Here is a 20,603-nt window from a genome sequence, read left to right on the forward strand (position 1 = left end):
CGCGCGACGCGGTACTTGACCTTCCGCCCGTGCCGCGCGGAGGATCACCGCATGGACCGACTCCCCAGCCGTACCGTCGACGGCGTCCTTCGCGCGAGCGCCCGGCGCGTCCCCGACCGGATCGCCGTGCGGTACGCCGACCGGGCCTGGACGTACGCGGAGCTGGACGAGGCCGTCACCACCGCCGCCGCCGTCCTGCGCGAGCGGCGGCACGGCCTCGCCCTGCCGGAGTACGCCCGGGTGGCGACGTACGGCCACAACTCGGACGCCTACCTCATCGCGTTCCTCGCCTGCGCCCGGGCCGGCCTGGTCCACGTGCCGGTCAACCACCACCTGACGGGTGATGACCTCGCGTACGTCCTGGAGCAGTCGGACAGCTCGCTCGTGCTCGCCGACCCCGCCCTCGCCGACCGGATCCCCGACGGCTTCGCGGTCAAGGCGTTGCGGGACGCGTCCGGTTCGCTCCTCGACGCGCTCGCCGAACCGGAGCCGTACCTCACCGACCGCGACGCCCGTGACCTCGCCCAGCTGCTCTACACCTCGGGCACCACCGCCCTGCCCAAGGGCGCGATGATGACCCACCTGGCACTCGCGCACGAGTACGCGAGCGCCGTCGAGGCCCTCGACCTGAGCGAGGACGACCGGCCGGTGCACGCGCTGCCGCTCTACCACTCGGCGCAGATGCACGTCTTCCTGCTGCCCTACCTGGCGGTGGGCGCCGAGAACACGATCGTCGACGCGCCGGACCCGGCCGTCCTGTTCGACCTGATCGAGGCGGGCCGCGCGGACAGCGTCTTCGCCCCGCCGACCGTCTGGATCGCGCTCGCCAACCACCCGGAGTTCGACCGCCGCGACCTGTCGGCGCTGCGCAAGGCCTACTACGGGGCCTCGATCATGCCCGTCCCCGTCCTGGAGCGGCTGCGCGCCCGGCTGCCCGGCCTCGCCTTCTACAACTGCTTCGGCCAGTCCGAGATCGGCCCGCTCGCCACCGTCCTCGGACCCGACGAGCACGAGGGCCGGATGGACTCCTGCGGCCGGCCCGTGCGCCACGTCGAGGCGCGGGTCGTCGACGAGGACGGCAAGGACGTGCCCGACGGCACCCCCGGCGAGATCGTCTACCGCTCCCCGCAGCTCTGCGACGGCTACTGGCGCAAGCCCGACGAGACCAAGGCGGCCTTCCGGGGCGGCTGGTTCCGCTCGGGCGACCTCGCCGTCCGCGACGCCGAGGGGTACCTCACGATCGTCGACCGGGTGAAGGACGTCATCAACTCCGGTGGCGTGCTCGTCGCCTCGCGGCAGGTCGAGGACGCGCTCTACACCCATCCGGGGGTCGCGGAGGCGGCCGTCATCGGCCTCCCCGACGAGCGCTGGATCGAGGCCGTCACGGCCGTGGTCGTCCCGCGCGGCGAGGTCACGGAAGCCGAACTCCTCGACCACGCCCGCGAGAAGCTCGCCCACTTCAAGGCTCCGAAGCGGGTGATCCTCGTGGACGCGCTTCCCCGCAACGCCAGCGGAAAGATCCTCAAGCGGGAGCTGAGGGACCGCTTCGGCGCCCGGTGACACGTCACGCGCGGGCGCCGGCCGACCCGTTCGCGGCCGGCGCCCCGTGCCTCCGCTGGGGTGTCAGGCCGACCGTTCCTCTATCACGCAGAGGATGTTGCCCTCACTGTCCTTGAACCAGGCACCCCGCATGGTGTCCGACTCGACCACGCCGTCGACCGTCTTGATGCCGGGCAGGTCGTAGTCCTCGAACGTGACGCCCTTGGAGCGCAGGGCCGACATCTCCGCGTCGAGGTCGGCCACCTTCCAGCTCGCCAGGGTGTGCTCGGCCTTGCCGCCGTAAGGCGTCTCGTAGAGTCCGATCATGGTGCCACCGCACTCGTACCTGGTGTCCTCGGCCGACTCCCTCGTGAGGGGAAGACCGAGGGTCTCCGAGTAGAAGCGCTTGGCCCGGGCCATGTCGTTGACCGGAATGATCGCGGCGATGGGGGAGTCCGACAGCATCGCAACCACCTCCTCCCCCCAGGCTACGCGCGCCGGGGTCCACCCTCCGCTTGATCTTGCCGGCGGCCGTTCCCCGGCTCCGGGAAGCGACGGTTCCCGTCCTCCAGGAGACAAGATCGTCACGCTCTGTGGCGTGTTGGCTTGACGGCTGAACTTTCCAGTCATCCCGGGGGGGGGATAACCGTGAACCGTCGAAATCTGCTGAGGAGTGCTGTCGCGATCGGCATGGGGGCGCCGCTCGCCTCCCTCGCCGCAGCCACACCCGCGCACGCGGCCGGCAACTACGACGTGCTCGTGACGGAGCAGGTCAAGAACAAGGTCATGCTGTTCCGCGCGATCAATCTGTGGACGCCCGAGAACCTGGGCTGGGAGTGGGCTGCGCCCGCCCAGACGGCCTGGGAGCGGCTCATCGACGCGCGTTTTCGCGAGACCGACCGCTTCGGCTGGGTGTGCATGGTCTCCGCGAGCGGCGGCAAGGTCGGCATGGTCAACTTCGGTGACGACGACGCCCTGTTGTGGTCGGCGACCCGGGCGGGTGCCCTCACGCGGTCGAGTACCTCCGCAGCCACGGCATCGTGGTCGCGGCGTCGTCATTGAAGGTGTCGTCCACGTTGGACTACGAGGGCTACCTGTCCGTGTACGCCCCCACGAACGCCGACGACCCCGCCACGCTCGGCTCCGAGCCGGTCCAGCGGATCGAGTTCATGGGCGCCCACGGTCTCTGGTGGGACGGCTCGCACCTGTACGCCCTGGGTACGTGGACGCTCGTCAAGTACCGCGTCACCGGTTCGCTGAAGAACGCCCGCCTCGAACTCGTCCAGAAGCACACGTGGGCCACCGAGTTCGGCGGCCACAGCCTCGACATGGACTTCAGCGACCCGAGCAAGCTCGTCCTGAACGGCGCCCAGACCATCTGGACCGTCGACAAGACGGACGTCAGGGTGCTCACGAGCATCCGGCCGCAGAGCCCCGGTGTGAAGTCCTTCTCCCGTGCCGTCGACGGCGAGTCCTTCTGGATGCAGCCCATCGACGTGACGGACCCGGTACCGGGCGAGAGTCGCCGGTGGAACGAGTACGTGCAGTTCTTCGATCCCACCGGGAAGCCGAGCTACCGCCGCGGGCTGGACTACTACGGGTACGAGGGCCGCTTCTACCGCTCCCGGATCGCCAGCATCAGGCTCTCCTGAACCCCGGGGCCGCCAGGCCCCGCCCCGACGGTGAGCTCGCGGGGGCGCCGTGCCGATCACACCGGCCCGATCGGGACGGCACCTCCTACGGCTCCCTGAGGTCCACGATCCGCTTGATCTTGCCGACCGAACGCTCCAGCGTCTCGGGGTCGACCACCTCGACCGCGACGGACACCCCGATGCCGTCCTTGACGGCCGCCCCGATCGCCCGGGCCGCCTCGGCCCGTTCCCCGTCGGTCGCTCCCGCCCGGGCCTCGGCCCGTACGGTCAGGGCGTCGAGCCGGCCCTCCCGGGTGAGCCGCAGCTGGAAGTGCGGGGCGACCGCCGGGGTGCGGAGCACGATCTCCTCGATCTGGGTGGGGAAGAGGTTCACCCCGCGCAGGATGATCATGTCGTCGCTGCGCCCGGTGACCTTCTCCATCCGCCGGAAGACCCGCGCGGTGCCTGGCAGCAGCCGGGTCAGGTCGCGCGTCCGGTACCGGATCACCGGCATGGCCTCCTTGGTGAGCGAGGTGAAGACCAGCTCGCCCTCCTCGCCGTCCGGCAGCACCTCGCCCGTGAACGGGTCCACGACCTCCGGGTAGAAGTGGTCCTCCCAGATGTGCAGCCCGTCCTTGGTCTCCACGCACTCCTGGGCCACGCCGGGACCCATCACCTCCGACAGGCCGTATATGTCGACCGCGTCGATGGCGAACCGGTCCTCGATCTCCTTGCGCATCGCCTCCGTCCACGGCTCGGCGCCGAAGACCCCCACCTTCAGGGAGGTCGACCGCGGGTCCACGCCCTGACGCTCGAACTCGTCGAGCAGCGTGAGCATGTAGGACGGGGTCACCATGATGACCTCGGGCCGGAAGTCCTGGATCAGCTGCACCTGCCGGGCCGTCATGCCGCCCGAGGCCGGGATGACCGTGCACCCCAGCCGCTCCGCGCCGTAGTGGGCGCCGAGACCGCCGGTGAACAGGCCGTACCCGTAGGCCACATGGACCTTGTGGCCCGGTCGGACGCCGGCGGCCCGCAGGGAGCGGGCCACCACGTCCGCCCAGGTGTCGAGGTCGCGGTCGGTGTACCCGACGACGGTCGGCCGGCCGGTCGTGCCGCTGGAGGCGTGGACGCGCCGGATCCGGGACCGGTCGACGGCGAACATGCCGAAGGGGTAGTGGTCGCGCAGGTCCGACTTGGCGGTGAACGGGAAGCGGGCGAGGTCCGCGAGCGTACGGCAGTCGTCCGGGGTCATCCCGGCCGCGTCGAAGGAACGCCGGTAGAAGTCCACGTTCGCGTAGGCGTGCCGCAGGGTGGCGCGCAGTCGCTCCAGCTGGAGTGCCGCCAGCTCGTCCCGCCCGAGCCGCTCGCCGCTGTCCAGCAGTTCCGTCATGCGCCGCTCCTCCGTTGCCGTAAAACGGACTACCGATCATTCGGTAGACACGTTCCGGCCAGTTAAGCCGCCGACACCCCCGCCTTGGCAAGGGGGCGGATGAAGTTTTCCGCCTCGCACGGGCGCCGAGGGCCCGGCTGTCAGGTCTGCCAGTGGGCGGGGCGGTCGAAGGCGTCGGGGAGGCGGGTGGCGGCGTTGCCGCGGGCCGAGTTCAGCTGGGGCTGGGTGAGGAAGAGCGCGCCGGTCAGGTCCGCGCCCGAGAGGTCGGCGTCGCGCAGGTCGGCGCCGATGAGGTCGGCGAGCGACAGGTCGGCGTCCGTCAGGTCGGCGGCGATGAGCAGTGCGCCGCGCAGGTCCGCGCCGCGCAGCCTGGCGCCGCGCAGCCGCTTGCCGATCAGGTCCGCGCCGCGCCGGCTCTTCGGCTTCCCGCCGGCCGCGGCGCGGACCAGCTCGCTCGTCCGGAGCAGCAGGGGGTTCACCTCGGCCCGTACGGGGCCCACGTCGAGCTTCTCCAGTTCGGTGGGCGTGCCCCGGGTGAGTGCCTCGACGCGGGCCAGCGCCGCGCGCAGCTCGGCGTGGACGGGGCGGGCGGCCCGCAGCGCGAGGGCCTCGGTGAGGTAGCGCAGCAGCTCGTGGAGCTGGCGGACCACCGGGAAGACCTCGTACATCTGCCGCGCGGTCTGCGGAGCCTCGCGCCAGGACACGCCGCCGAAGGTCACCTGGGAGACGTGCTGGCCGGCGCCGAAGCAGTCGTACACCGTGCAGCCCTGGAAACCGCTCGGCCGCAGACGGGTGTGGATGCCGCAGCGGAAGTCCTCCTGGAGGTTCCGGCAGGGGTCGCCGGAGGACTTGTCCACGGCGAAGTCGGCCGACTTGGCGAAGGGCAGTGCCACACAGCACAGGCCGAAGCAGTTCGCGCAGTCGCCGCGCAGTGCGGCTTCCCGGATCTCGGGCACGGGGAAACGGTTCCTTCGCAGCTCGGGGACGGTCCGTCCACCGTACCGCGCTCTCCGTGAAACCCGTTGCGAAGATCGTCCGACCACGGCGAGGATCGGGGCCATGCCCACCTTCAGGACGTACGACGGGACCCGACTCGCCTACCACGTGCTCGGCGCGGGAGAGCCGCTCGTGTGCCTGGCCGGCGGGCCGATGCGCGACCCCTCGTACCTCGGCGACCTCGGTGGACTCGCCGCCCACCGCACCCTCGTCCTGCTCGACGCCCGCGGCACCGGGGCGAGTGACGAACCCGCCGACCCCGGCACGTACCGCTGCGACCGTCAGGTCGGCGACGTCGAGGCCCTCCGCGCCCACCTCGGCCTGGAACGCATCGACCTCCTCGGCCACTCGGCCGGCGGGAACCTGGCCACCCTGTACGCGGCCGCGCACCCCGAGCGGATCCGCTCGCTCGTCCTCGTCACCTCCGCGGGGCGGGCACTCGGCGTCGGCACCACCGACGAGGAGTGGGACGAGGCCGTCACGGTCTTCGCCGACCGGCCCTGGTACCGGGAGGCCCGGGCGGCGCTCGACGCGCTCGGGCCCGAGACGCCCTTGTCCCGCATGCACGACGTCACGGCCCCCTTCGCCTACGGCCGCTGGGACGCGGCCGCACAGGAACACGCCGCCGCCCAGACGTGGCAGGTGCGCTGGGACGCGGCCGCCGCCTACCACGGCGAGGGCGCCTACCGGCCGGAGCGGACCCGGCGCGACCTCACGGCGCTCACCGCGCCGGTCCTCGTCCTGGCGGGCGAGTACGACGCGGGGCCGACCCCGGCGAAGGCCGCCGAGGCCGCGGCCTGCTTCCCGCACGCCGAACTCGTCGTCCTGCCGGGCGCCGGCCACTTCCCCTGGATCGACGACGCCGACGCCTTCGTCCGCCCGGTCGCCGCCTTCCTCGCCCCCGAGGTGCGCACGGTCACCGTCGACGGCGTGCGCCTCGCCCACCGGGTCCTCGGTCCCGAGGACGCCCCGCCGGTCGTCCTGGTCCACGGCCGCGGCGAGAACCGCACCACCTGGACGGAGATCGCCGCCGACCTCGCCGCCGACCACCGGGTGTACGCGCTCGACCTGCGCGGCCACGGACTCAGCGACCGGCCGGGCCGCTACGGCTTCGACGACTTCCGCGACGAGCTCGGCGGCCTCCTGCGCGCCCTCGGCCTCACCGGCGCCACCGTCGTCGCCCACTCGATGGGCGCCGGTGCCGCGCTGCTCCTCGCCCAGCGCGAGCCCGGTCTGATCGGCCGGCTGGTCCTGGAGGAACCCCCCGGCTTCGTCCCGCTCGACCCGCCCCGCCCGCCCCCCGAGCGCCCCGAAGGCCCCCTTGCCTTCGACTGGGAGGTCGTCCCCGCCACCGACGCCCAGCTGAACGCGCCCGACCCCGCCTGGCGCCACGAGCTCCCGGCGATCACGATCCCCACCCTCGTCGTCGCCGGCGGCCCGGCCAGCCACATCGCGCAGGACCTCATCGCCGGGCTGGCCGAAGGCATCCCGGGCGCCCGACTCGTCACGATCGACGCCGGACACCTCGTCCACACCGATCGCCCCGCGGAATTCCTTTCGGCGGTAAGGGAGTTCGGCCTCCGTTGAGCGGTCTGCCTCCCGCCGCCGGGGCCGTGCGACTCAGCCGCCGTGGCGCTCCTGCGCGGCCATCACCTCGTCACCGTGCTCGAACGCCCACGCGCCGAACGCGTCGATGGGGCCGAGCAAGGACCGTCCCAGGTCGGTGAGTTCGTAGGCGACGCGGGGCGGGGGGCCGGCGTCGGCGCGCCGCTCCACCAGGCCGTTGAACTCCAGCCGCCGCAACGTCTCGGTGAGCACCTTGGAGCTGATGCCACCGATCCGGCCGCGCAGTTCGCCGTGGCGGCTCGGACCGCCGCGGAGCGACCAGAGGACCACCGAGTTCCAGGTGTTGGCCAGCAGGTCGAAGGCGAGGCGGGCGCGGCAGTCGGCGAGGTATCCGTCGGAAGTCACGTACCAGATGGTGCCCGACCGGCTTCCTAATGTCGTTCTCGAGGCCCGGGAAGTGCCGGGACGGGGCGGCGCCGTCCGGCGGCGCGGAGAGAGGACGGGACGATGAGGATCGGCGTACTGGGGACGGGCGACATGGCGGACGCCCTCGGCACCCACTGGGCACGGGCGGGACACGAGGTGCTCCTCGGAGGCCGCGACGAGGGCGGGGCCCGGGATCTCGCGGCGCGCGTGGGGCACGGGGCCCGGCACGGGAGCCTGCGCGAGGCCGCCGGGTTCGGGGACGTGGTGCTGGCCGCGCTGCCCTACGGAGCCGGGGCGGAGGTCGTGGCGGCGGTCGCCGACTCCCTGACCGGGAAGGCCCTGCTCGACTGCTCCAACCCCGTGGGCCCCGGCTTCCGGCTGCTCACGGACGGCGGTCCCTCGGCGGCCCGCCGGCTCGCGGACGCGGCGCCCGGCGCGCATGTCGTCAAGGCCTTCAACCTCTGCCACGAGGACGTGTGGCGCATGACCCCGCCCGTCTTCGACGGCCGGCCCCTGGCGGTCCCGGTCTGCGGCGACGACCCCACGGCGCTCGACCTCGCGGGCCGCCTGGTGCGGGACGCGGGCTGTGTCCCCCTGTCCGGCGGCGGCCTCGACCGGGCCGGCCTCCTGGAGGCCACCGCCGCCCTCTACATCGGGCTGTGGGTCGCCGAGGGCGCGGACGTCCAGGCGATGGCCCCACCGCTCGCGTACGCGACGGGGCCGCGGGGCGCCTGACGGCCGACCGGGCCCGGAGATTTTCCGGACACCCCCAGGGGGTGTCTTGCCGGGCTCGCGGGGTCCGGCCTGACCGGCAGGACACCCCCTAGGCTGCACGGATGACGACCGGGACGGCATCGCGCCACACACGGACAGGCGACCCGGTGCTCCTCTGAGCACCGTACGGGCCGCAGCGGGCCCCCTGCACGACCGAAGGGCTCGCGCCGCGGCGCCATCGGCGCCGGCCGCCCCCCGGCGGACCGCATCTGACGTGCGCGGCCCCTCCGGGCCGGCTGACCACGGCCACGGACCACATGGTCGAGCAGCGCTCCTTCACGGACGGGAACACGGCGTGGGGGCACTGCACCGACGACACCGACTCCGTCGTCGTCCGCGTCGAGCCCGTGCCGGCCTGCTGCGCCTTCTGCGTGCTCCGTTCATGAGGAGACGGGAGGGAGGAGACCGGCGTACGGCACGGGAAGTGGCGGCCGTACCGGTCTTGCGGCACGGCCGCCACTCACGCGCGTACCTCCCCGCCGAGGCGGGGAGGTACGCGCGTGAGTGGGCGGGACCGAGGTGTCCGCGTGCGGAGTTCCGTCAGGTGCGGGGCGAAGCCGCGCCGGGCGTGCCGGACGCCTCGGCCGGGGCCGTCGAGAGGGGCTCGGCGATGTCCTCCAGGGAGCGGCGTTCCGCCTTGACCGCGAGGAAGGCCGCCACGATTCCGGCCGCGCACATGAGGCCGGCGCCGATCTGGAAGGCGAGGACGGTCTCCGACGGGATGCCGGACTCGGTGAGCTTGGCGAAGATCAGCGGGCCGCTGATGCCGCCGGCCGCGGTGCCGATCGCGTAGAAGAAGGCGATGGCCATGGCGCGGGTCTCCATCGGGAAGACCTCGGAGACGGTGAGGTAGGCGCTCGACGCGCCGGCGGACGCGAAGAACAGCACGACGCACCAGCAGGCCGTGAGCGTGGTGGCGCTGAGGACGCCGCTGCCGAACAGCCATGCCGTGCCGAAGAGCAGGAGGCCGGACAACAGGTACGTGGACGAGATCATGACGCGGCGGCCGACCGTGTCGAAGAACCTGCCGAGGAACAGCGGGCCGAGGAAGTTGCCCGCGGCGATGACGGCGAAGTAGTAACCCGTCCGGCCCGTGGGGACGTCGAAGAAGGTGGAGAGGATGGTGCCGAAACCGAAGGTGATGGCGTTGTAGAGGAACGCCTGGCCGATGAAGAGGGAGAGGCCGAGGACGGTGCGCCGCGGGTAGCGGCGGAAGACGGTCTTCGCGATGAGTCCGAAGCCGATGCTGCGTCGCTGGTGGATGGTGATCTCGCCGGCGGGCTCCGGCAGCGGGCGGCCGTGTTCCTCCTCGACCTCGCGCTCGACGGTGGAGACCAGTTCCTCGGCCTCCTCGCCGCGTCCGTGGATGAACTGCCATCGTGGGCTCTCGGGGACGTGCCGTCGGACCAGGAGGATCACCAGGCCGAGGACGACGCCGAGGGCGAAGCTGAGCCGCCAGCCCATGTCGAGGGCGAAGATGTCGGTGTCCAGCATCACGATGGAGAGCAGCGCTCCGCCGATGGCTCCGAGCCAGTAGCTGCCGTTGATGATGAGGTCGACGCGGCCCCGGTAGAGGGAGGGGATCAGTTCGTCGATCGCCGAGTTGATGGCCGCGTACTCGCCGCCGATCCCGAAGCCCGTCAGGAAGCGGAAGAGGAAGAACCACCAGGATTCCATCGACAGGGCGGTGAGGGCGGTGGCTCCCAGGTAGACGGCCAGCGTCACCATGAAGAGCTTCTTGCGGCCGTAGCGGTCGGTCAGCCAGCCGAAGAACAGCGCTCCGGAGCAGGCGCCGGCGACGTACAGGGCGGCGGCCGTTCCGGTCACCTGGGCGGCGGTGATGTCCAGGCCGCTGCCGCTCTCGGCGAGACGGCCGGCGATGTTGCCGACGATGGTGACTTCGAGGCCGTCCAGGATCCAGACGGTCCCGAGGCCGATCACGATCATCCAGTGCCAGCGCGACCAGGGCAGGCGGTCCAGTCGGGCCGGTACGGCCGTGGTCACGGTTCCTGTGGCTGCGGGTACGGACGTGCCCCGCCTCGTGTCTTCGGTCATGTCTCCCTTTCTCCAGGCGCCTTCCTGCGGGTGCCCCGCTCCGAAGGGGGCATGCCTGCAAGGATCCGGACGCCGTCTCCGGTACGGGGGTGTGCGGGACGCCCGCCCACGCGACCACCCGTGACGCGGGAGGCCCCGGGCCCGGAATCGGGCCCTGGTGAGGGCTGTCCGGATGGCGGACGGCCGGTTGTAGGGTGTCCGCCATGCCCTGCGTACTCGTGGTCGAAGACGACCCCAGCATCCGTGCCTCGCTGATGGAGATCCTCGCGGAGCACGGCCATGCGGTGCGCAGCACGGGCGATGGGTTCGGCGCCCTGCGCGAGGTCGCGCAGGGCTCGTTGGACGCGGTGGTGCTGGACCTCGGCCTGCCCGATCTGGACGGCGGCGACGCGCTGCGCATGATCCGCGGGATATCGAACGTGCCCGTGGTCGTCGCGACCGCCCGCGACGACGAGAGCGAGATCGTCAAGCTCCTGAACGCGGGCGCCGACGACTACCTCGTCAAGCCGTTCTCCGGGGCGCAGCTCCTGGCCCGGCTCTCGGCGGTGCTGCGGCGCACCGCGGTCCCCGCCGCGGTCGCCGGGCAGGCCCCACCCGCCGATCCGTCGAGTCCGGTGACGGTCGGTGAGCTGACCGTGGATCCGCCGGCGCGTTCGGCTTATCTGGCGGGGCGTGAACTGGTCCTCACCCGCCGGGAGTTCGATCTGCTGGCCTTTCTCGCCCGGCACGCCGGCACGGTGGTGTCCCGGCACCGGCTGCTCGCGGAGGTCTGGCAGGAGTCCTACATCGAGGACCAGACCATCGACGTGCACGTGTCGGCGCTGCGCCGCAAGCTCGGCGAGCGGGCCTCGGCACCGCGCTATCTGCGCACCGTGCGCGGGGTGGGCATCAAGCTGGTGGCGCCGCACTGAGGAGGGGCTCAGGAGGGAGTGCCGAAGTCCTGGGTCCACCAGGGGCCTCCGTCGGTGCTGACGCCGACGCCGATCTCGGTGAAGCCGCAGTTGAGGATGTTGGCCCGGTGGCCGGGGCTGTGCATCCAGGCGTCCATGACGGCGGCCGCGTCGGCCTGTCCCTCGGCTATGTTCTCGCCGGACCGTGACCAGGTGTATCCGGCCGCCTCGATGCGGTCCTGCGGCTGGGAGCCGTCGGTTCCCGTGTGGGAGAAGTTGCCGGTGGCGGCCATGTCGTCGGTGTACTCCTGGGCCGCCTCGGCGAGGTCCGCGTCGACCGTCAGGGCCTTGCAGCCCGCCGCGGCGCGTTCGACGTTCACGAGGCGTACGACCTCCTCGGCCTCGCCGCCGCCCGCCGGGCGCGTACCGCTGTCGGGCTCGGTGGCCGACGGCTTCGCGGTGGCCGGGGGCGCGGGCCTGGGCTTCCGCGCGCCCTGGGACGGGGAAGGTCCAGCCGCCCTGGCGGTGGCCGAGGGCGGTGGGGCGGCCGAGGGGGTCGTCGGCGTGGTGGAGAGGGTCGTCAGGGTGTGCGGGGCGGCCGACGGGGACGTCGGTGCGGTCGGCGATGCGGTGGGCGGCGGCCCGGTGGTCGGCGTCGGGTCGGGCGAGTCGCCGCCCATGGCGACGGATTCGGCCTGGCCGTGCGCGGAGCCGGCGAGTTCGGCGCCTGCCAGGCAGGCGCCGGCGACGGCCAGGACGCTGAGGCCCGCCACGGCGGCTGTGACGCGCGGGCGACGCGGGGCGCGGTGTCCGCGACGTCCGTGGGCGGCTCGGGAGCTCATCTCGGTTTCCTCCAGGGGGTGTACGGGTGCGGTGGCGGGGCCGGCCCGGGTCCGCGTCGGCTCGGGCGGGTTTCGTGCGGCGGAGAGGGTCCGCCGGCGCCGAGACGGGAGCGTAGGCGTGCCGAAGCTGCGAGAACGCCGTCTGAGGGATGCGCTCAGGAGGACCTGAGCAACAGCTCAGGTTCGTGACCGGCTCGGGGCGGCCGCCAGGTCGGGCCGCCGGTCGCGGCCGGCCCGTACGGGACGCGTGCGCCTCTCCGCGAGCGAGCGAGGGCGGGGTGGGTGGTGCGGTGGGCGTCGGCCACACTGATGCGGTGCCACGCCTCCTGCGCTATCTCCTCATATGGCTGTCGTGCACCGCGGCCAGCGTCACCGCGGTGATGCTCACGGTGTACTTCGTCGTCGGCCTGACCCGACCGACCCCGCCCGCCGCGCGGTCGGTCCAGGCGGTGTACCCCTCCCCGTCCGTGCTCGTCGGGTGCCGGCCTCGTCCGTCGCGACCAGGCCGAAGGCGCCCACCACCACGCCCGCGTCCCCCTCGTCGCCGCCGACCACCCGTACGCCCTCGCCGTCGCCCTCGGCCACGCGGGCGCCCGTCACGTCCACGCCCCGGCCGTCGGCTTCGAAGTGCAGCGGCGGTCCCGGGTTGCACACGGTCCCCTCCGAGGGGGGCAAGGTCACCGTCCAGTACGGCCGCGACAGCGTGTGCTTCGTCTCGGCCGTTCCCGACCCGGGGTTCCGCACGAGCACCGGTCAGAGCGATCCCGGCACGCTGGTGGTCGTCTTCACCAGCGACGACCACCGTTCGCAGATCACGGCGACCGTCGTGCCGACGGCGCAGGCCAGCGTGCGCGAGACCCGGTTGTGAGTCCTCGGGCAGGCGCCGCGGGCGGCCGGAGAACCCCTGGTGGAGGGCTCGCGGTCGCGAACCTGAGCAGTTCCTTAAGCGTGCCTGATGGGTGGCATCAGGACGGTCCAGGACGCGTTTTCGGCCCCTAGGCTCACGGGCGGTCAGGACGATCGCTCCGGCCCCGGCGGACAGGACGCCGGGCCGCGTCCTGCGCCCGCTCCGGCATCGGCCGCCTCCAGGCCCCGGAGAGCTCACCGACACAAGGGGTTGATCCGTCATGGCCGCACACCGGCGCAAACGACGCACCGCCGGCATCCAGGGCCTCGTCCGCTTCTCGGCCGTCTCCCTCACGATCGCCTCCGCCGCCGTCGCCACGGCCTGCGGAGTGGGCGGCTCGAAGAACGACGCGGCGCAGAACGTGTCCGTGGCGGCGGCCCCCGACGCGCCCGCCGACCAGGGCACCGGCGCCCCGACGCCCATGGAGGCGGCGACGGCATCCGCCTCGCCCACCGCCGCCGCGACGTCGGTCCCGCCGACGTCCCGGCCGAGACCTTCCGCCTCCTCGCCCGTGGCCGAGCGTCCCGCGGAGACGACGAAAGCCGCCCCCCGCCCCGCCAGGACGACCGCCCCTCCCGTCCCGACCAGGCCCGCCGTGGAGAGGAGCGCTCCCGCCTCCGGCTCCTCGGGCTTCACCAGCGGCTACCCGACCGGTGCGGACGCCCGTGGGGCCGTCAAGGCCGCGGTCGCCGCCGCCAAGGCCGACGGCAAGAAGGTGCTGATCGACTTCGGCGCCAACTGGTGCGGCAACTGCAAGGCCGCCGACCGGGTGTTCGCCACGAGCGGTGTGGGGGCGCTCCTGGACGCCTCGTACCACGTGGTCAAGGTCGACATCGGCAGCCAGGACCCCTCGGCCTTCGACCTCCTGCGCGACTACTGCTCCGGCGAGGGCGCGTACAAGATGCCCGTCCTGGTCGTCCTCGACGGCAACGGCGAGGTGGTGACCGAGACGCACTCGACCGGCAACCCCGAGCTGACCGAGACGGGCCTCGGCGCGTTCCTGCGGAAGTGGGCCTGATGACGGCCCGCGGCCACAGACGCGGCGCGTCGGCGACGGTCGCCCTGTTCCTCCTCGCCCTCGCGGCCACCGGCTGCGGCGGGGGCGCCGTGGCGGGGGCGGACGGCGGCGCGCCGGGAGCGGGCACCGCCGAGACCGCGGCGGTGCTGCCGGTCGCCGAACGCCCTTCCGCGCCCGCCGTCTCCGGCCGGGACCTCACGGGCCGGGACCTGGCGCTGCGCTCGTACCGCGGCAAGGTCGTCGTCCTGAACGTGTGGGGTTCCTGGTGCGCCCCCTGTCGCGCCGAGGCCGCCGACCTGGAGGCGCTGCGCGGTGCGGCGGCGCCGCGCGGCGTGGAGCTCCTGGGCGTCAACGTCCGCGACCGTTCCACCGGGCCGGCCCGGGAGTTCGAGAGGACCTATGGTCTGCGGTACCCGAGCATCCACGATCCCGACGGAAAGCTGCTACTGGCCTTCCCGCCCGCGCTGCTCAACCCGCAGGCCATCCCTTCCACCCTGGTCATCGACCGGCAGGGCCGGATCGCCGTCGCCGTCTCCGGGCCGGTCACCCGCGCGCGGCTGGAGCCCCTCGTCGACCGGGTCGCCGGGGAGGACGCATGACCGGCCCCACGTGGGCGACGCTCGCCGCCGGGCCGGCCGCCGGCGCGGTGTCGGGCACCCTGCTCCTCGCCGTGCCGGTGGCCGTGGCCGCGGGCCTGGTGTCCTTCCTCTCCCCGTGCGTCCTGCCGCTCGTGCCGGGCTATCTGAGCTACGTCACCAGCCTGTCGGTGTCCGACCTCGCCGAGGCGGACGGCGGGCGGCGCGGACGGATGGTCACCGGAGCGGCGCTGTTCGTCCTGGGTTTCAGCGGCGTCCTGGTGTCCGGGGGCGCCCTGTTCGGCTTCGTCGGGCGCAACCTGCTCGCCCACCAGGACGGCATCACGCTGGTCCTCGGCCTGTTCACCGTCGTCATGGGCCTCGCGTTCGCGGGCTGGCTGCCCGGCTTCACCCAGCGCGAACTGCGCAGCCACCGCCGGCCCTCCTTCGGCCTGGCCGGCGCGCCCCTGCTGGGCGTCGTCTTCGGCGTGGGCTGGACCCCTTGCATCGGGCCGACCCTGGCCGCCGTGCAGGCCCTGGCCTGGAACGAGGCCAGCGCCGGGCGCGGCGCCCTCCTCATGGTCTGCTATTGCGTGGGGCTGGGCGCGCCCTTCCTGCTCACCGCACTCGCCTTCCAGCGGGCCCTGCGCGCCTTCCGATGGGTCAGGAACCATCACGGGACCGTCATGCGGGCCGGCGGCGCGCTTCTGGTCCTCGTCGGCGTCCTGCTGGTCACCGGCCTGTGGACCGATCTGGTGTACGCGTTGCAGGTACGGCTGCAGGGCACGGCCGCGGCCCTGTGAGCGCCGGCACCCGAGTGCCACCGCCACGCGCCGGGAGGGCCCGACTCCCCCCGCGCACCGGACGGCTGCACCCCCCCGTACCCAAGAGGACCGGTCGCGCCCCCGGCGTGCGGCCCACCTCCCCGAAACACGAGAAGAACCCGGAAAGACGACATGAGACACCCCATGGCCTCTCCCCACCCGGCCCCCCGCCTCTCCCGCGCCGCGCGCACGCGCCCCGCCTGGGCCGCGGCCGCACTGCTGGCCGCCGCCTCGCTGACCGGCTGCGGCCAAGGGCCCGCGCCGTCGCACGCCGCCGCCGTGACGGAGTTCAACGAGAACGGCGTCACCGTCCGGCTGAGCGTGGCCGACTGGAAGTCCGACGCGGGGACCCTGGTCGCCACGTTCACGCCCGACGAAGCCGGCTTCCACCTCTACAGCACCGCGCTCCCCGCCGAGGGCGTCGAGGGGGTGGGGCGGCCGACCGGGGTCCGTCCCGCCGGTTCGGTCGCCACCGCCGGTGAGATGACGGTGGACAAGCCGGTCAAGAGCATCACGGTGCCGGGCGTGCGCGCCGCCGTACCGGTCTACCCCGACGGCCCCGTCACGGTGACGCTGCCGATCCGGGCGACCGCTCCGGGCGAGGCGAAGGTGCTGATCGGCTATGCGAGCTGCAGTTCGACCGGGGGGTGTACGATCCCGGTGGCCGACCGGGCGGTGTCCCTGCGCACCGGCGAGGACGGCCTGTCGTTCGGCACCTCCTGAGGGCCCGTCGTCCCGGATCACGGGGCCGGTGAGGGCATGCGCCACTCCCGGAGGACGTCGTACCGGGAGACCCTCCGGCGGCCCGTCGCCCGGACCCCGGACCCGCATCCCCCGACCGTGGCGCTGGGCGCACGGCTACCCGTTGGAGCGCTGCACCCGTGAACCGAGGGCCCCGAAGACGCCGCGCCGAGCCCGGGGCCTCGCGGTGAGGCGTTCCCTGGCGGGCGTGGCCCTGGCCGTCACCTCCATGGTGGCGCTGTCGTTCCTGATCCCGCTGGGGCTGCTCGTGATGTCGCTCGCCCGCGAGCAGAGCATCACGGCGGCCGAGCAGAGCGCGGCGGCGATGGCGCCGATCCTGGCCCTCACCACGGACGCGGCCGAGCTGCGCGAGGCGGGGGCGGGGCTGCGCGCGGCCGAGCACATGGTCATCCATCTGCCGGACCACAGCACGGTCGGCGGCGCGGGGCACGCTCCGCCGGATCTGCTGGGCCGGGCCGAGGAGGAACGCGAGTCCATCTCCCGGGACGTGCCCGGCGGCTGGATCTACCTGCAGCCGGTGATCCTGCCCCAGGACCGGGTGGCGGTGGTGGAGAACTTCGTGCCCGACGACGACCTGACCCGTGGTGTCGTCCTGTCGTGGAGCGTCATGGCCGGTCTGGCGGTCGTCCTGCTCGGCGGCTCCGTCCTGGTCGCCGACCGCCTCGGCTCCGCCGTCGTCACGGCGGCGAAGCGGCTGGCCGAGGCGTCACGCCGGCTCGGCACGGGCAACCTCGACACCCGCGTCCAGCCGAAGGGGCCGCCGGAACTGAAGGAGGCGGGCACGGCCTTCAACACCATGGCCGACCGCATGACGGACCTGCTCGCCGTCGAACGGGAACTGGTCGCCGACCTGTCCCACCGGCTCCGCACCCCTCTGACCGCCCTGCACCTGGCGGTCGAGCGGATCGCGCCGAGCGCCGACACCGGACGCATCCAGACGGCCGTCGCCGAACTGGAGCGGGAGCTCAACGCGATCATCGCCGAGGCTCGCACGCCGCTCGCCGTCGGCCCGATGGGCCGGGCGCTGCGGGGCGAGGAACCGCCCGACGGGCCGCGGGAGGGCGGGGACCGCTGCGAGGTCGCCGACGTCGTCCGTCGGCGCGCGGCCTTCTGGGCCGTGCTCGCGGGTCAGCAGGACCGTCCCTGCACACTGCAGATCACGGACGAGACGACCCCCGTCCGCCTCCCCGAAGCGGACATCACGGCCGTCGTGGACGCGCTCGTGGGCAACGTCTTCCGGTACACCTCCCGGGGCACCGCCCTGGAGGTCTCCGTGTGCCGCACCGCCCACACCGTGGAACTGATCGTTCACGACGCCGGCCCCGGCATCGCCGACCCGGACGGTGCCCTCGCCCGCGGCGGGAGCACGGGCTCCACCGGCCTCGGGCTCGACATCGCCCGTCGCGCGGCCCTCGCCGCCCGGGGCGCCGTCCGCATCACGCGCGGTCCCCTGGGCGGTGCCCGCGTGGCGGTCACGTTCCAGCTGTCGACGGACCCGGCGCCGGGGCGTCCGCGCTCGCGCCGCAGGGGTCGGAGGGCGGCCGCGGCTCGGACGGCGCCGGGTGCGGCGGGCGACTGACAGCTGCCGGCGCCGGGCCGGATGGGCAGGCCCGTGCGGGACCGGCACCAGGTCGTGAACGGTGTCTTGTGGAAGCTGTCCACCGGCGCCGCCTGGCGCGACCTGCCCGAACGCCACGGGCCGTGGAAGACGGTCTACGAACGCTCCCGGCACGGGCCCCAGGGGGTGTCCTGTCGATCAGGCCGGGCCCGGGGGCGTCGGGTCCGGTGACGTGTCGGCCTCGATCGCCACCGCGCGGGCCCAGCGGTAGTCGGCCTTGCCGCTGGGGGAGCGCTCGATGCGGTCGGCGAGGACGAGTTGGCGGGGGACCTTGTAGCCGGCGAGACGGGACCGGCAGTGGGACTGGACGGCGGCGAGGTCCAGGGGCGGTGCTTCGGGGCGGAGCTGGACGACGGCGGCGACGTGGTTGCCCCAGCGGGCGTCGGGGACGCCGGCGACGAGGGCGTCGTAGACGTCGGGGTGCGACTTGAGGGCCTGCTCCACCTCTTCCGGATAGACCTTCTCGCCCCCGGTGTTGATGCACTGGGAGCCGCGGCCGAGGACGGTGACCACGCCGTCCTCGTCGACCGTGGCCATGTCGCCGAGCAGGACCCAGCGCACCCCGTCCCGCTCGAAGAAGGTCTCGGCGGTCTTGGCGGGGTCGTTGTAGTAGCCGAGCGGGACGTGGCCGCGCTGGGCGAGGCGGCCGGTCTCGCCCGCCGCGACGGGGGCGAGGGTCACCGGGTCCACCACCTGGGTGCGTTCGTTGACGTGGAGCCGGAAGCCCCGGTCCGGTCCGGAGTCGTCGGTGGCCCGGCCGTTGGAACCGGACTCGGTGGAGCCGAAGTTGTTGAGCAGCAGCACGTTCGGCATGAGCTCCTGGAGCTGGGCCCGCACGGTGTCGGACATGATGGCCCCGGAGGAGGACAGGCTGAAGAGGGCGGACAGGTCGGTGCCCTTGAGCGGCCCCCGCAGCGCGTCCACGAGGGGGCGCAGCATCGCGTCGCCGACCAGGGAGATGCTGGAGACCTTCTCCTTCTCCAGCGTGCGGAGGACCTCCTCGGGCACGTACTTGCGGTGCAGGACGACCCGCTGGCCGTAGTCGAAGGCGATGAACGCGGTGAGGGTGGACGTGCCGTGCATCAGCGGCGGCGCGGGGAAGAACGTGATGCCGGCGCCGCCGGCCGCGACGCGTTCGGCCAGTTCCTCGGGGCGCTTGACGGGTTCGCCCGACGGGTCGCCGCCGAAGAGGCCCGCGAAGAAGAGGTCCTCCTGGCGCCACAGGACGCCCTTGGGCATCCCGGTGGTGCCGCCGGTGTAGATGATGAAGAGGTCGTCGGCCGAGCGGGGGCCGAAGCCGCGCTCCGGTGAGCCGGCGGCCTCCGCCTCGGTGTACGCCACGCAGTCGAGCGGCGGTGCCTCCTCGGGAGGGGTCCCGACCCGGACGAGGTGGCGCAGTTTCGAGGTCTGCGGCAGCGCCGCCGCGACCCGCTCGGTGAACTCGGCGTCGAAGACGAGCGCGGCGAGGTCGGCGTCCCGGTAGAGGTAGACGAGTTCCTCCTCCACGTACCGGTAGTTGACGTTGACGGGCACGATCCGGGCCTTGAGGCAGGCGAGCACGGTCTGCAGGTACTCGACGCCGTTGTACAGGTGGAGGCCGAGGTGTTCGCCGGGCCGGATGCCCGCGTCGATCAGGTGGTGGGCGATGCGGTTCGCGGCCGCGTCGAGCCCGGCGTAGGTGAGTCGGCGTTCCTCGCCCGTCCCCGGGTGGTCGACGTACACCAGCGCCTCGCGGTCGGGGACCACGTCGACCACCGATTCGAACAGGTCGGCAAGGTTGTACTCCACCGTTCCTCCTGACGCCGGCTCGCGCTGACTCGCATGGACGTGGCGGTCATTAGAGCGCCGACCGGTCACCGGGGGAAGGGGATGGGCAGAAGAATCTGACTGAGTGTCAGAAAACTATTGAACTGGACCCCCGGCTCCTGCAACCTGTTCCAGAACTGGAGACGGGAGACCCCCATGGGCGGTACCGAACACCTCAGCGTCCGGCGCGAAGGCGCCACGCTCGTCCTCACCTTGAACCGGCCCGAGGCCAAGAACGCCCTCTCGCTGCCGATGCTCGTCGGCCTCTACGACGGCTGGCTGGAGGCCGACGCCGACGACACCGTCCGCTCGGTCGTCCTCACCGGCGCCGGCGGCGCGTTCTGCGCCGGAATGGACCTCAAGGCCCTCGCCGGTCAGGGCATGGCGGGCGAGCAGTACCGGCACCGGCTCAAGGCCGACCCCGACCTGCACTGGAAGGCGATGCTCCGCCACCACCGCCCCCGCAAGCCGGTCATCGCGGCCGTCGAGGGGTACTGCGTCGCCGGCGGCACCGAGATCCTCCAGGGCACCGACATCAGGGTCGCCGGCGCCTCCGCCACCTTCGGCCTCTTCGAGGTCAGGCGCGGCCTCTTCCCCATCGGCGGCTCCACCGTGCGCCTGCCCCGCCAGATCGCCCGCACCCACGCCCTCGAGATGCTCCTCACCGGCCGCCCGTACACCGCCGACGAAGCCGCCCGCATCGGGCTCGTCGGCCGCGTCGTGCCCGACGGCACCGCCCTCGGCACCGCCCTCGACATCGCCGAGCGGATCAACGCCTGCGGCCCGCTGGCCGTCGAGGCCGTCAAGGCGTCCGTGTACGAGACCGCCGAGATGACCGAGACGGAGGGGCTCGCCGCCGAACTGGAACGGGGATGGCCGATCTTCGACACGGCGGACGCGAAGGAGGGGGCGAAGGCCTTCGCGGAGAAGCGGCCGGCGGTCTACCGGCGGGAGTGAGCAGCGGCCTCCCCCCCGTCCCCC

Annotated in this window: 21 protein-coding genes and 1 pseudogene; 15 read left to right on the forward strand and 7 right to left on the reverse strand. The window is 73.2% G+C overall.

Features of this window, described 5'->3' with window-relative positions:
* Nucleotides 1-51 precede the first annotated feature (51 nt).
* Complete coding sequence (locus AC067A_RS26565) at nt 52-1,560, forward strand: fatty acyl-CoA synthetase (RefSeq protein ID WP_479245002.1); 1,509 nt, start codon at nt 52-54, stop codon at nt 1,558-1,560.
* A 63-nt stretch (nt 1,561-1,623) separates the two neighbouring features.
* Here the strand turns inward: AC067A_RS26565 and AC067A_RS26570 are convergent, their stop codons facing one another.
* Nucleotides 1,624-2,004 (reverse strand): VOC family protein, encoded by a 381-nt coding sequence (locus AC067A_RS26570; protein WP_402465191.1) that lies wholly within the window; start codon nt 2,002-2,004, stop codon nt 1,624-1,626.
* A 183-nt stretch (nt 2,005-2,187) separates the two neighbouring features.
* On the opposite strand from AC067A_RS26570, the gene AC067A_RS26575 reads away from it, so the two are divergent.
* Nucleotides 2,188-2,601, forward strand: a complete 414-nt coding sequence (locus AC067A_RS26575) for a hypothetical protein (protein WP_479245003.1) — start codon at nt 2,188-2,190, stop codon at nt 2,599-2,601.
* A 2-nt stretch (nt 2,602-2,603) separates the two neighbouring features.
* Nucleotides 2,604-3,191, forward strand: a complete 588-nt coding sequence (locus AC067A_RS26580; protein ID WP_479245004.1) for a hypothetical protein — start codon at nt 2,604-2,606, stop codon at nt 3,189-3,191.
* A gap of 85 nt (nt 3,192-3,276) precedes the next feature.
* On the opposite strand, the gene paaK is transcribed toward AC067A_RS26580, so the two are convergent.
* Both paaK and AC067A_RS26590 read right to left on the reverse strand, forming a co-directional pair.
* Entirely contained in the window at nt 3,277-4,563 is a 1,287-nt protein-coding gene (gene paaK, locus AC067A_RS26585) for a phenylacetate--CoA ligase PaaK (RefSeq protein WP_479245005.1), read from the reverse strand.
* 140 nt (nt 4,564-4,703) lie between these two features.
* Nucleotides 4,704-5,519, reverse strand: coding sequence for a pentapeptide repeat-containing protein (locus AC067A_RS26590; protein WP_479245006.1), 816 nt, complete (start codon nt 5,517-5,519; stop codon nt 4,704-4,706).
* A 103-nt stretch (nt 5,520-5,622) separates the two neighbouring features.
* On the opposite strand from AC067A_RS26590, the gene AC067A_RS26595 reads away from it, so the two are divergent.
* Nucleotides 5,623-7,146, forward strand: a complete 1,524-nt coding sequence (locus AC067A_RS26595; protein WP_479245007.1) for an alpha/beta fold hydrolase — start codon at nt 5,623-5,625, stop codon at nt 7,144-7,146.
* A gap of 33 nt (nt 7,147-7,179) precedes the next feature.
* Here AC067A_RS26595 and AC067A_RS26600 read toward each other — a convergent pair whose 3' ends face one another.
* Nucleotides 7,180-7,530, reverse strand: coding sequence for a winged helix-turn-helix transcriptional regulator (locus tag AC067A_RS26600; protein WP_479245008.1), 351 nt, complete (start codon nt 7,528-7,530; stop codon nt 7,180-7,182).
* Nucleotides 7,531-7,632: 102 nt separating this feature from the next.
* Here AC067A_RS26600 and AC067A_RS26605 point away from each other — a divergent pair, with 102 nt between their 5' ends.
* Complete coding sequence (locus AC067A_RS26605; protein ID WP_479245009.1) at nt 7,633-8,286, forward strand: NADPH-dependent F420 reductase; 654 nt, start codon at nt 7,633-7,635, stop codon at nt 8,284-8,286.
* A gap of 296 nt (nt 8,287-8,582) precedes the next feature.
* Nucleotides 8,583-8,711, forward strand: a complete 129-nt coding sequence (locus AC067A_RS26610; RefSeq protein WP_479245010.1) for a hypothetical protein — start codon at nt 8,583-8,585, stop codon at nt 8,709-8,711.
* Nucleotides 8,712-8,865: 154 nt separating this feature from the next.
* Here the strand turns inward: AC067A_RS26610 and AC067A_RS26615 are convergent, their stop codons facing one another.
* A complete protein-coding gene (locus tag AC067A_RS26615; protein WP_479245011.1) occupies nt 8,866-10,380 on the reverse strand; it encodes an MFS transporter in 1,515 nt (504 codons plus the stop codon).
* Between the two features lie 203 nt (nt 10,381-10,583).
* Between AC067A_RS26615 and AC067A_RS26620 the strand changes: the two genes are divergently transcribed.
* The gene (locus AC067A_RS26620) at nt 10,584-11,291 is read left to right on the forward strand and encodes a response regulator transcription factor (protein ID WP_328490405.1); all 708 of its coding nucleotides are present in this window, start codon (nt 10,584-10,586) and stop codon (nt 11,289-11,291) included.
* Nucleotides 11,292-11,299: 8 nt separating this feature from the next.
* Here AC067A_RS26620 and AC067A_RS26625 read toward each other — a convergent pair whose 3' ends face one another.
* Nucleotides 11,300-12,112 (reverse strand): CAP domain-containing protein, encoded by an 813-nt coding sequence (locus tag AC067A_RS26625; protein ID WP_479245012.1) that lies wholly within the window; start codon nt 12,110-12,112, stop codon nt 11,300-11,302.
* A 646-nt stretch (nt 12,113-12,758) separates the two neighbouring features.
* Between AC067A_RS26625 and AC067A_RS26630 the strand changes: the two genes are divergently transcribed.
* From AC067A_RS26630 to AC067A_RS26660, 7 genes and pseudogenes are all read left to right on the forward strand, one after another.
* Nucleotides 12,759-12,980, forward strand: a complete 222-nt coding sequence (locus tag AC067A_RS26630; RefSeq protein WP_479245013.1) for a hypothetical protein — start codon at nt 12,759-12,761, stop codon at nt 12,978-12,980.
* 259 nt (nt 12,981-13,239) lie between these two features.
* The gene (locus tag AC067A_RS26635) at nt 13,240-14,037 is read left to right on the forward strand and encodes a thioredoxin family protein (protein WP_479245014.1); all 798 of its coding nucleotides are present in this window, start codon (nt 13,240-13,242) and stop codon (nt 14,035-14,037) included.
* Nucleotides 14,037-14,636, forward strand: coding sequence for a TlpA family protein disulfide reductase (locus tag AC067A_RS26640; RefSeq protein WP_479245015.1), 600 nt, complete (start codon nt 14,037-14,039; stop codon nt 14,634-14,636). Before AC067A_RS26635 ends, AC067A_RS26640 begins: the two co-directional genes overlap by 1 nt.
* On the forward strand, nt 14,633-15,415 hold the full coding sequence (locus AC067A_RS26645; RefSeq protein ID WP_479245016.1) for a cytochrome c biogenesis CcdA family protein: 783 nt from the start codon (nt 14,633-14,635) through the stop codon (nt 15,413-15,415). The genes AC067A_RS26640 and AC067A_RS26645 overlap by 4 nt, the downstream gene beginning before the upstream one ends.
* A gap of 165 nt (nt 15,416-15,580) precedes the next feature.
* Nucleotides 15,581-16,159 (forward strand): protein-disulfide reductase DsbD domain-containing protein, encoded by a 579-nt coding sequence (locus AC067A_RS26650; protein WP_479245017.1) that lies wholly within the window; start codon nt 15,581-15,583, stop codon nt 16,157-16,159.
* 205 nt (nt 16,160-16,364) lie between these two features.
* Nucleotides 16,365-17,777: a HAMP domain-containing sensor histidine kinase gene (locus AC067A_RS26655; protein WP_479245018.1), complete on the forward strand. Its 1,413-nt coding sequence runs from the start codon at nt 16,365-16,367 to the stop codon at nt 17,775-17,777.
* A gap of 3 nt (nt 17,778-17,780) precedes the next feature.
* Nucleotides 17,781-17,927: pseudogene (locus tag AC067A_RS26660) on the forward strand (transposase); the annotation flags it as partial.
* 27 nt (nt 17,928-17,954) lie between these two features.
* Here AC067A_RS26660 and AC067A_RS26665 read toward each other — a convergent pair.
* Nucleotides 17,955-19,604 carry an acyl-CoA synthetase gene (locus tag AC067A_RS26665; protein ID WP_479245019.1) on the reverse strand — a complete coding sequence of 550 codons (1,650 nt, stop codon included), beginning with the start codon at nt 19,602-19,604 and terminating at the stop codon, nt 17,955-17,957.
* 174 nt (nt 19,605-19,778) lie between these two features.
* Between AC067A_RS26665 and AC067A_RS26670 the strand changes: the two genes are divergently transcribed.
* Nucleotides 19,779-20,579: a crotonase/enoyl-CoA hydratase family protein gene (locus AC067A_RS26670; protein WP_479245020.1), complete on the forward strand. Its 801-nt coding sequence runs from the start codon at nt 19,779-19,781 to the stop codon at nt 20,577-20,579.
* Nucleotides 20,580-20,603: the final 24 nt, after the last annotated feature.

The organism is Streptomyces sp. NPDC043176, assembly GCF_056436715.1.

Excerpts from the sequence above, each read along its gene's own strand:
- AC067A_RS26565 (WP_479245002.1), top strand. The coding sequence starts at position 52 with ATGGACCGACTCCCCAGCCGTACCGTCGACGGCGTCCTTCGCGCGAGC.
- AC067A_RS26570 (WP_402465191.1), bottom strand. The coding sequence starts at position 2,004 with ATGCTGTCGGACTCCCCCATCGCCGCGATCATTCCGGTCAACGACATG.
- paaK (WP_479245005.1), bottom strand. The coding sequence starts at position 4,563 with ATGACGGAACTGCTGGACAGCGGCGAGCGGCTCGGGCGGGACGAGCTG.
- AC067A_RS26595 (WP_479245007.1), top strand. The coding sequence starts at position 5,623 with ATGCCCACCTTCAGGACGTACGACGGGACCCGACTCGCCTACCACGTG.
- AC067A_RS26605 (WP_479245009.1), top strand. The coding sequence starts at position 7,633 with ATGAGGATCGGCGTACTGGGGACGGGCGACATGGCGGACGCCCTCGGC.
- AC067A_RS26610 (WP_479245010.1), top strand. The coding sequence starts at position 8,583 with ATGGTCGAGCAGCGCTCCTTCACGGACGGGAACACGGCGTGGGGGCAC.
- AC067A_RS26615 (WP_479245011.1), bottom strand. The coding sequence starts at position 10,380 with ATGACCGAAGACACGAGGCGGGGCACGTCCGTACCCGCAGCCACAGGA.
- AC067A_RS26620 (WP_328490405.1), top strand. The coding sequence starts at position 10,584 with ATGCCCTGCGTACTCGTGGTCGAAGACGACCCCAGCATCCGTGCCTCG.
- AC067A_RS26625 (WP_479245012.1), bottom strand. The coding sequence starts at position 12,112 with ATGAGCTCCCGAGCCGCCCACGGACGTCGCGGACACCGCGCCCCGCGT.
- AC067A_RS26635 (WP_479245014.1), top strand. The coding sequence starts at position 13,240 with ATGGCCGCACACCGGCGCAAACGACGCACCGCCGGCATCCAGGGCCTC.
- AC067A_RS26640 (WP_479245015.1), top strand. The coding sequence starts at position 14,037 with ATGACGGCCCGCGGCCACAGACGCGGCGCGTCGGCGACGGTCGCCCTG.
- AC067A_RS26645 (WP_479245016.1), top strand. The coding sequence starts at position 14,633 with ATGACCGGCCCCACGTGGGCGACGCTCGCCGCCGGGCCGGCCGCCGGC.
- AC067A_RS26650 (WP_479245017.1), top strand. The coding sequence starts at position 15,581 with ATGGCCTCTCCCCACCCGGCCCCCCGCCTCTCCCGCGCCGCGCGCACG.
- AC067A_RS26670 (WP_479245020.1), top strand. The coding sequence starts at position 19,779 with ATGGGCGGTACCGAACACCTCAGCGTCCGGCGCGAAGGCGCCACGCTC.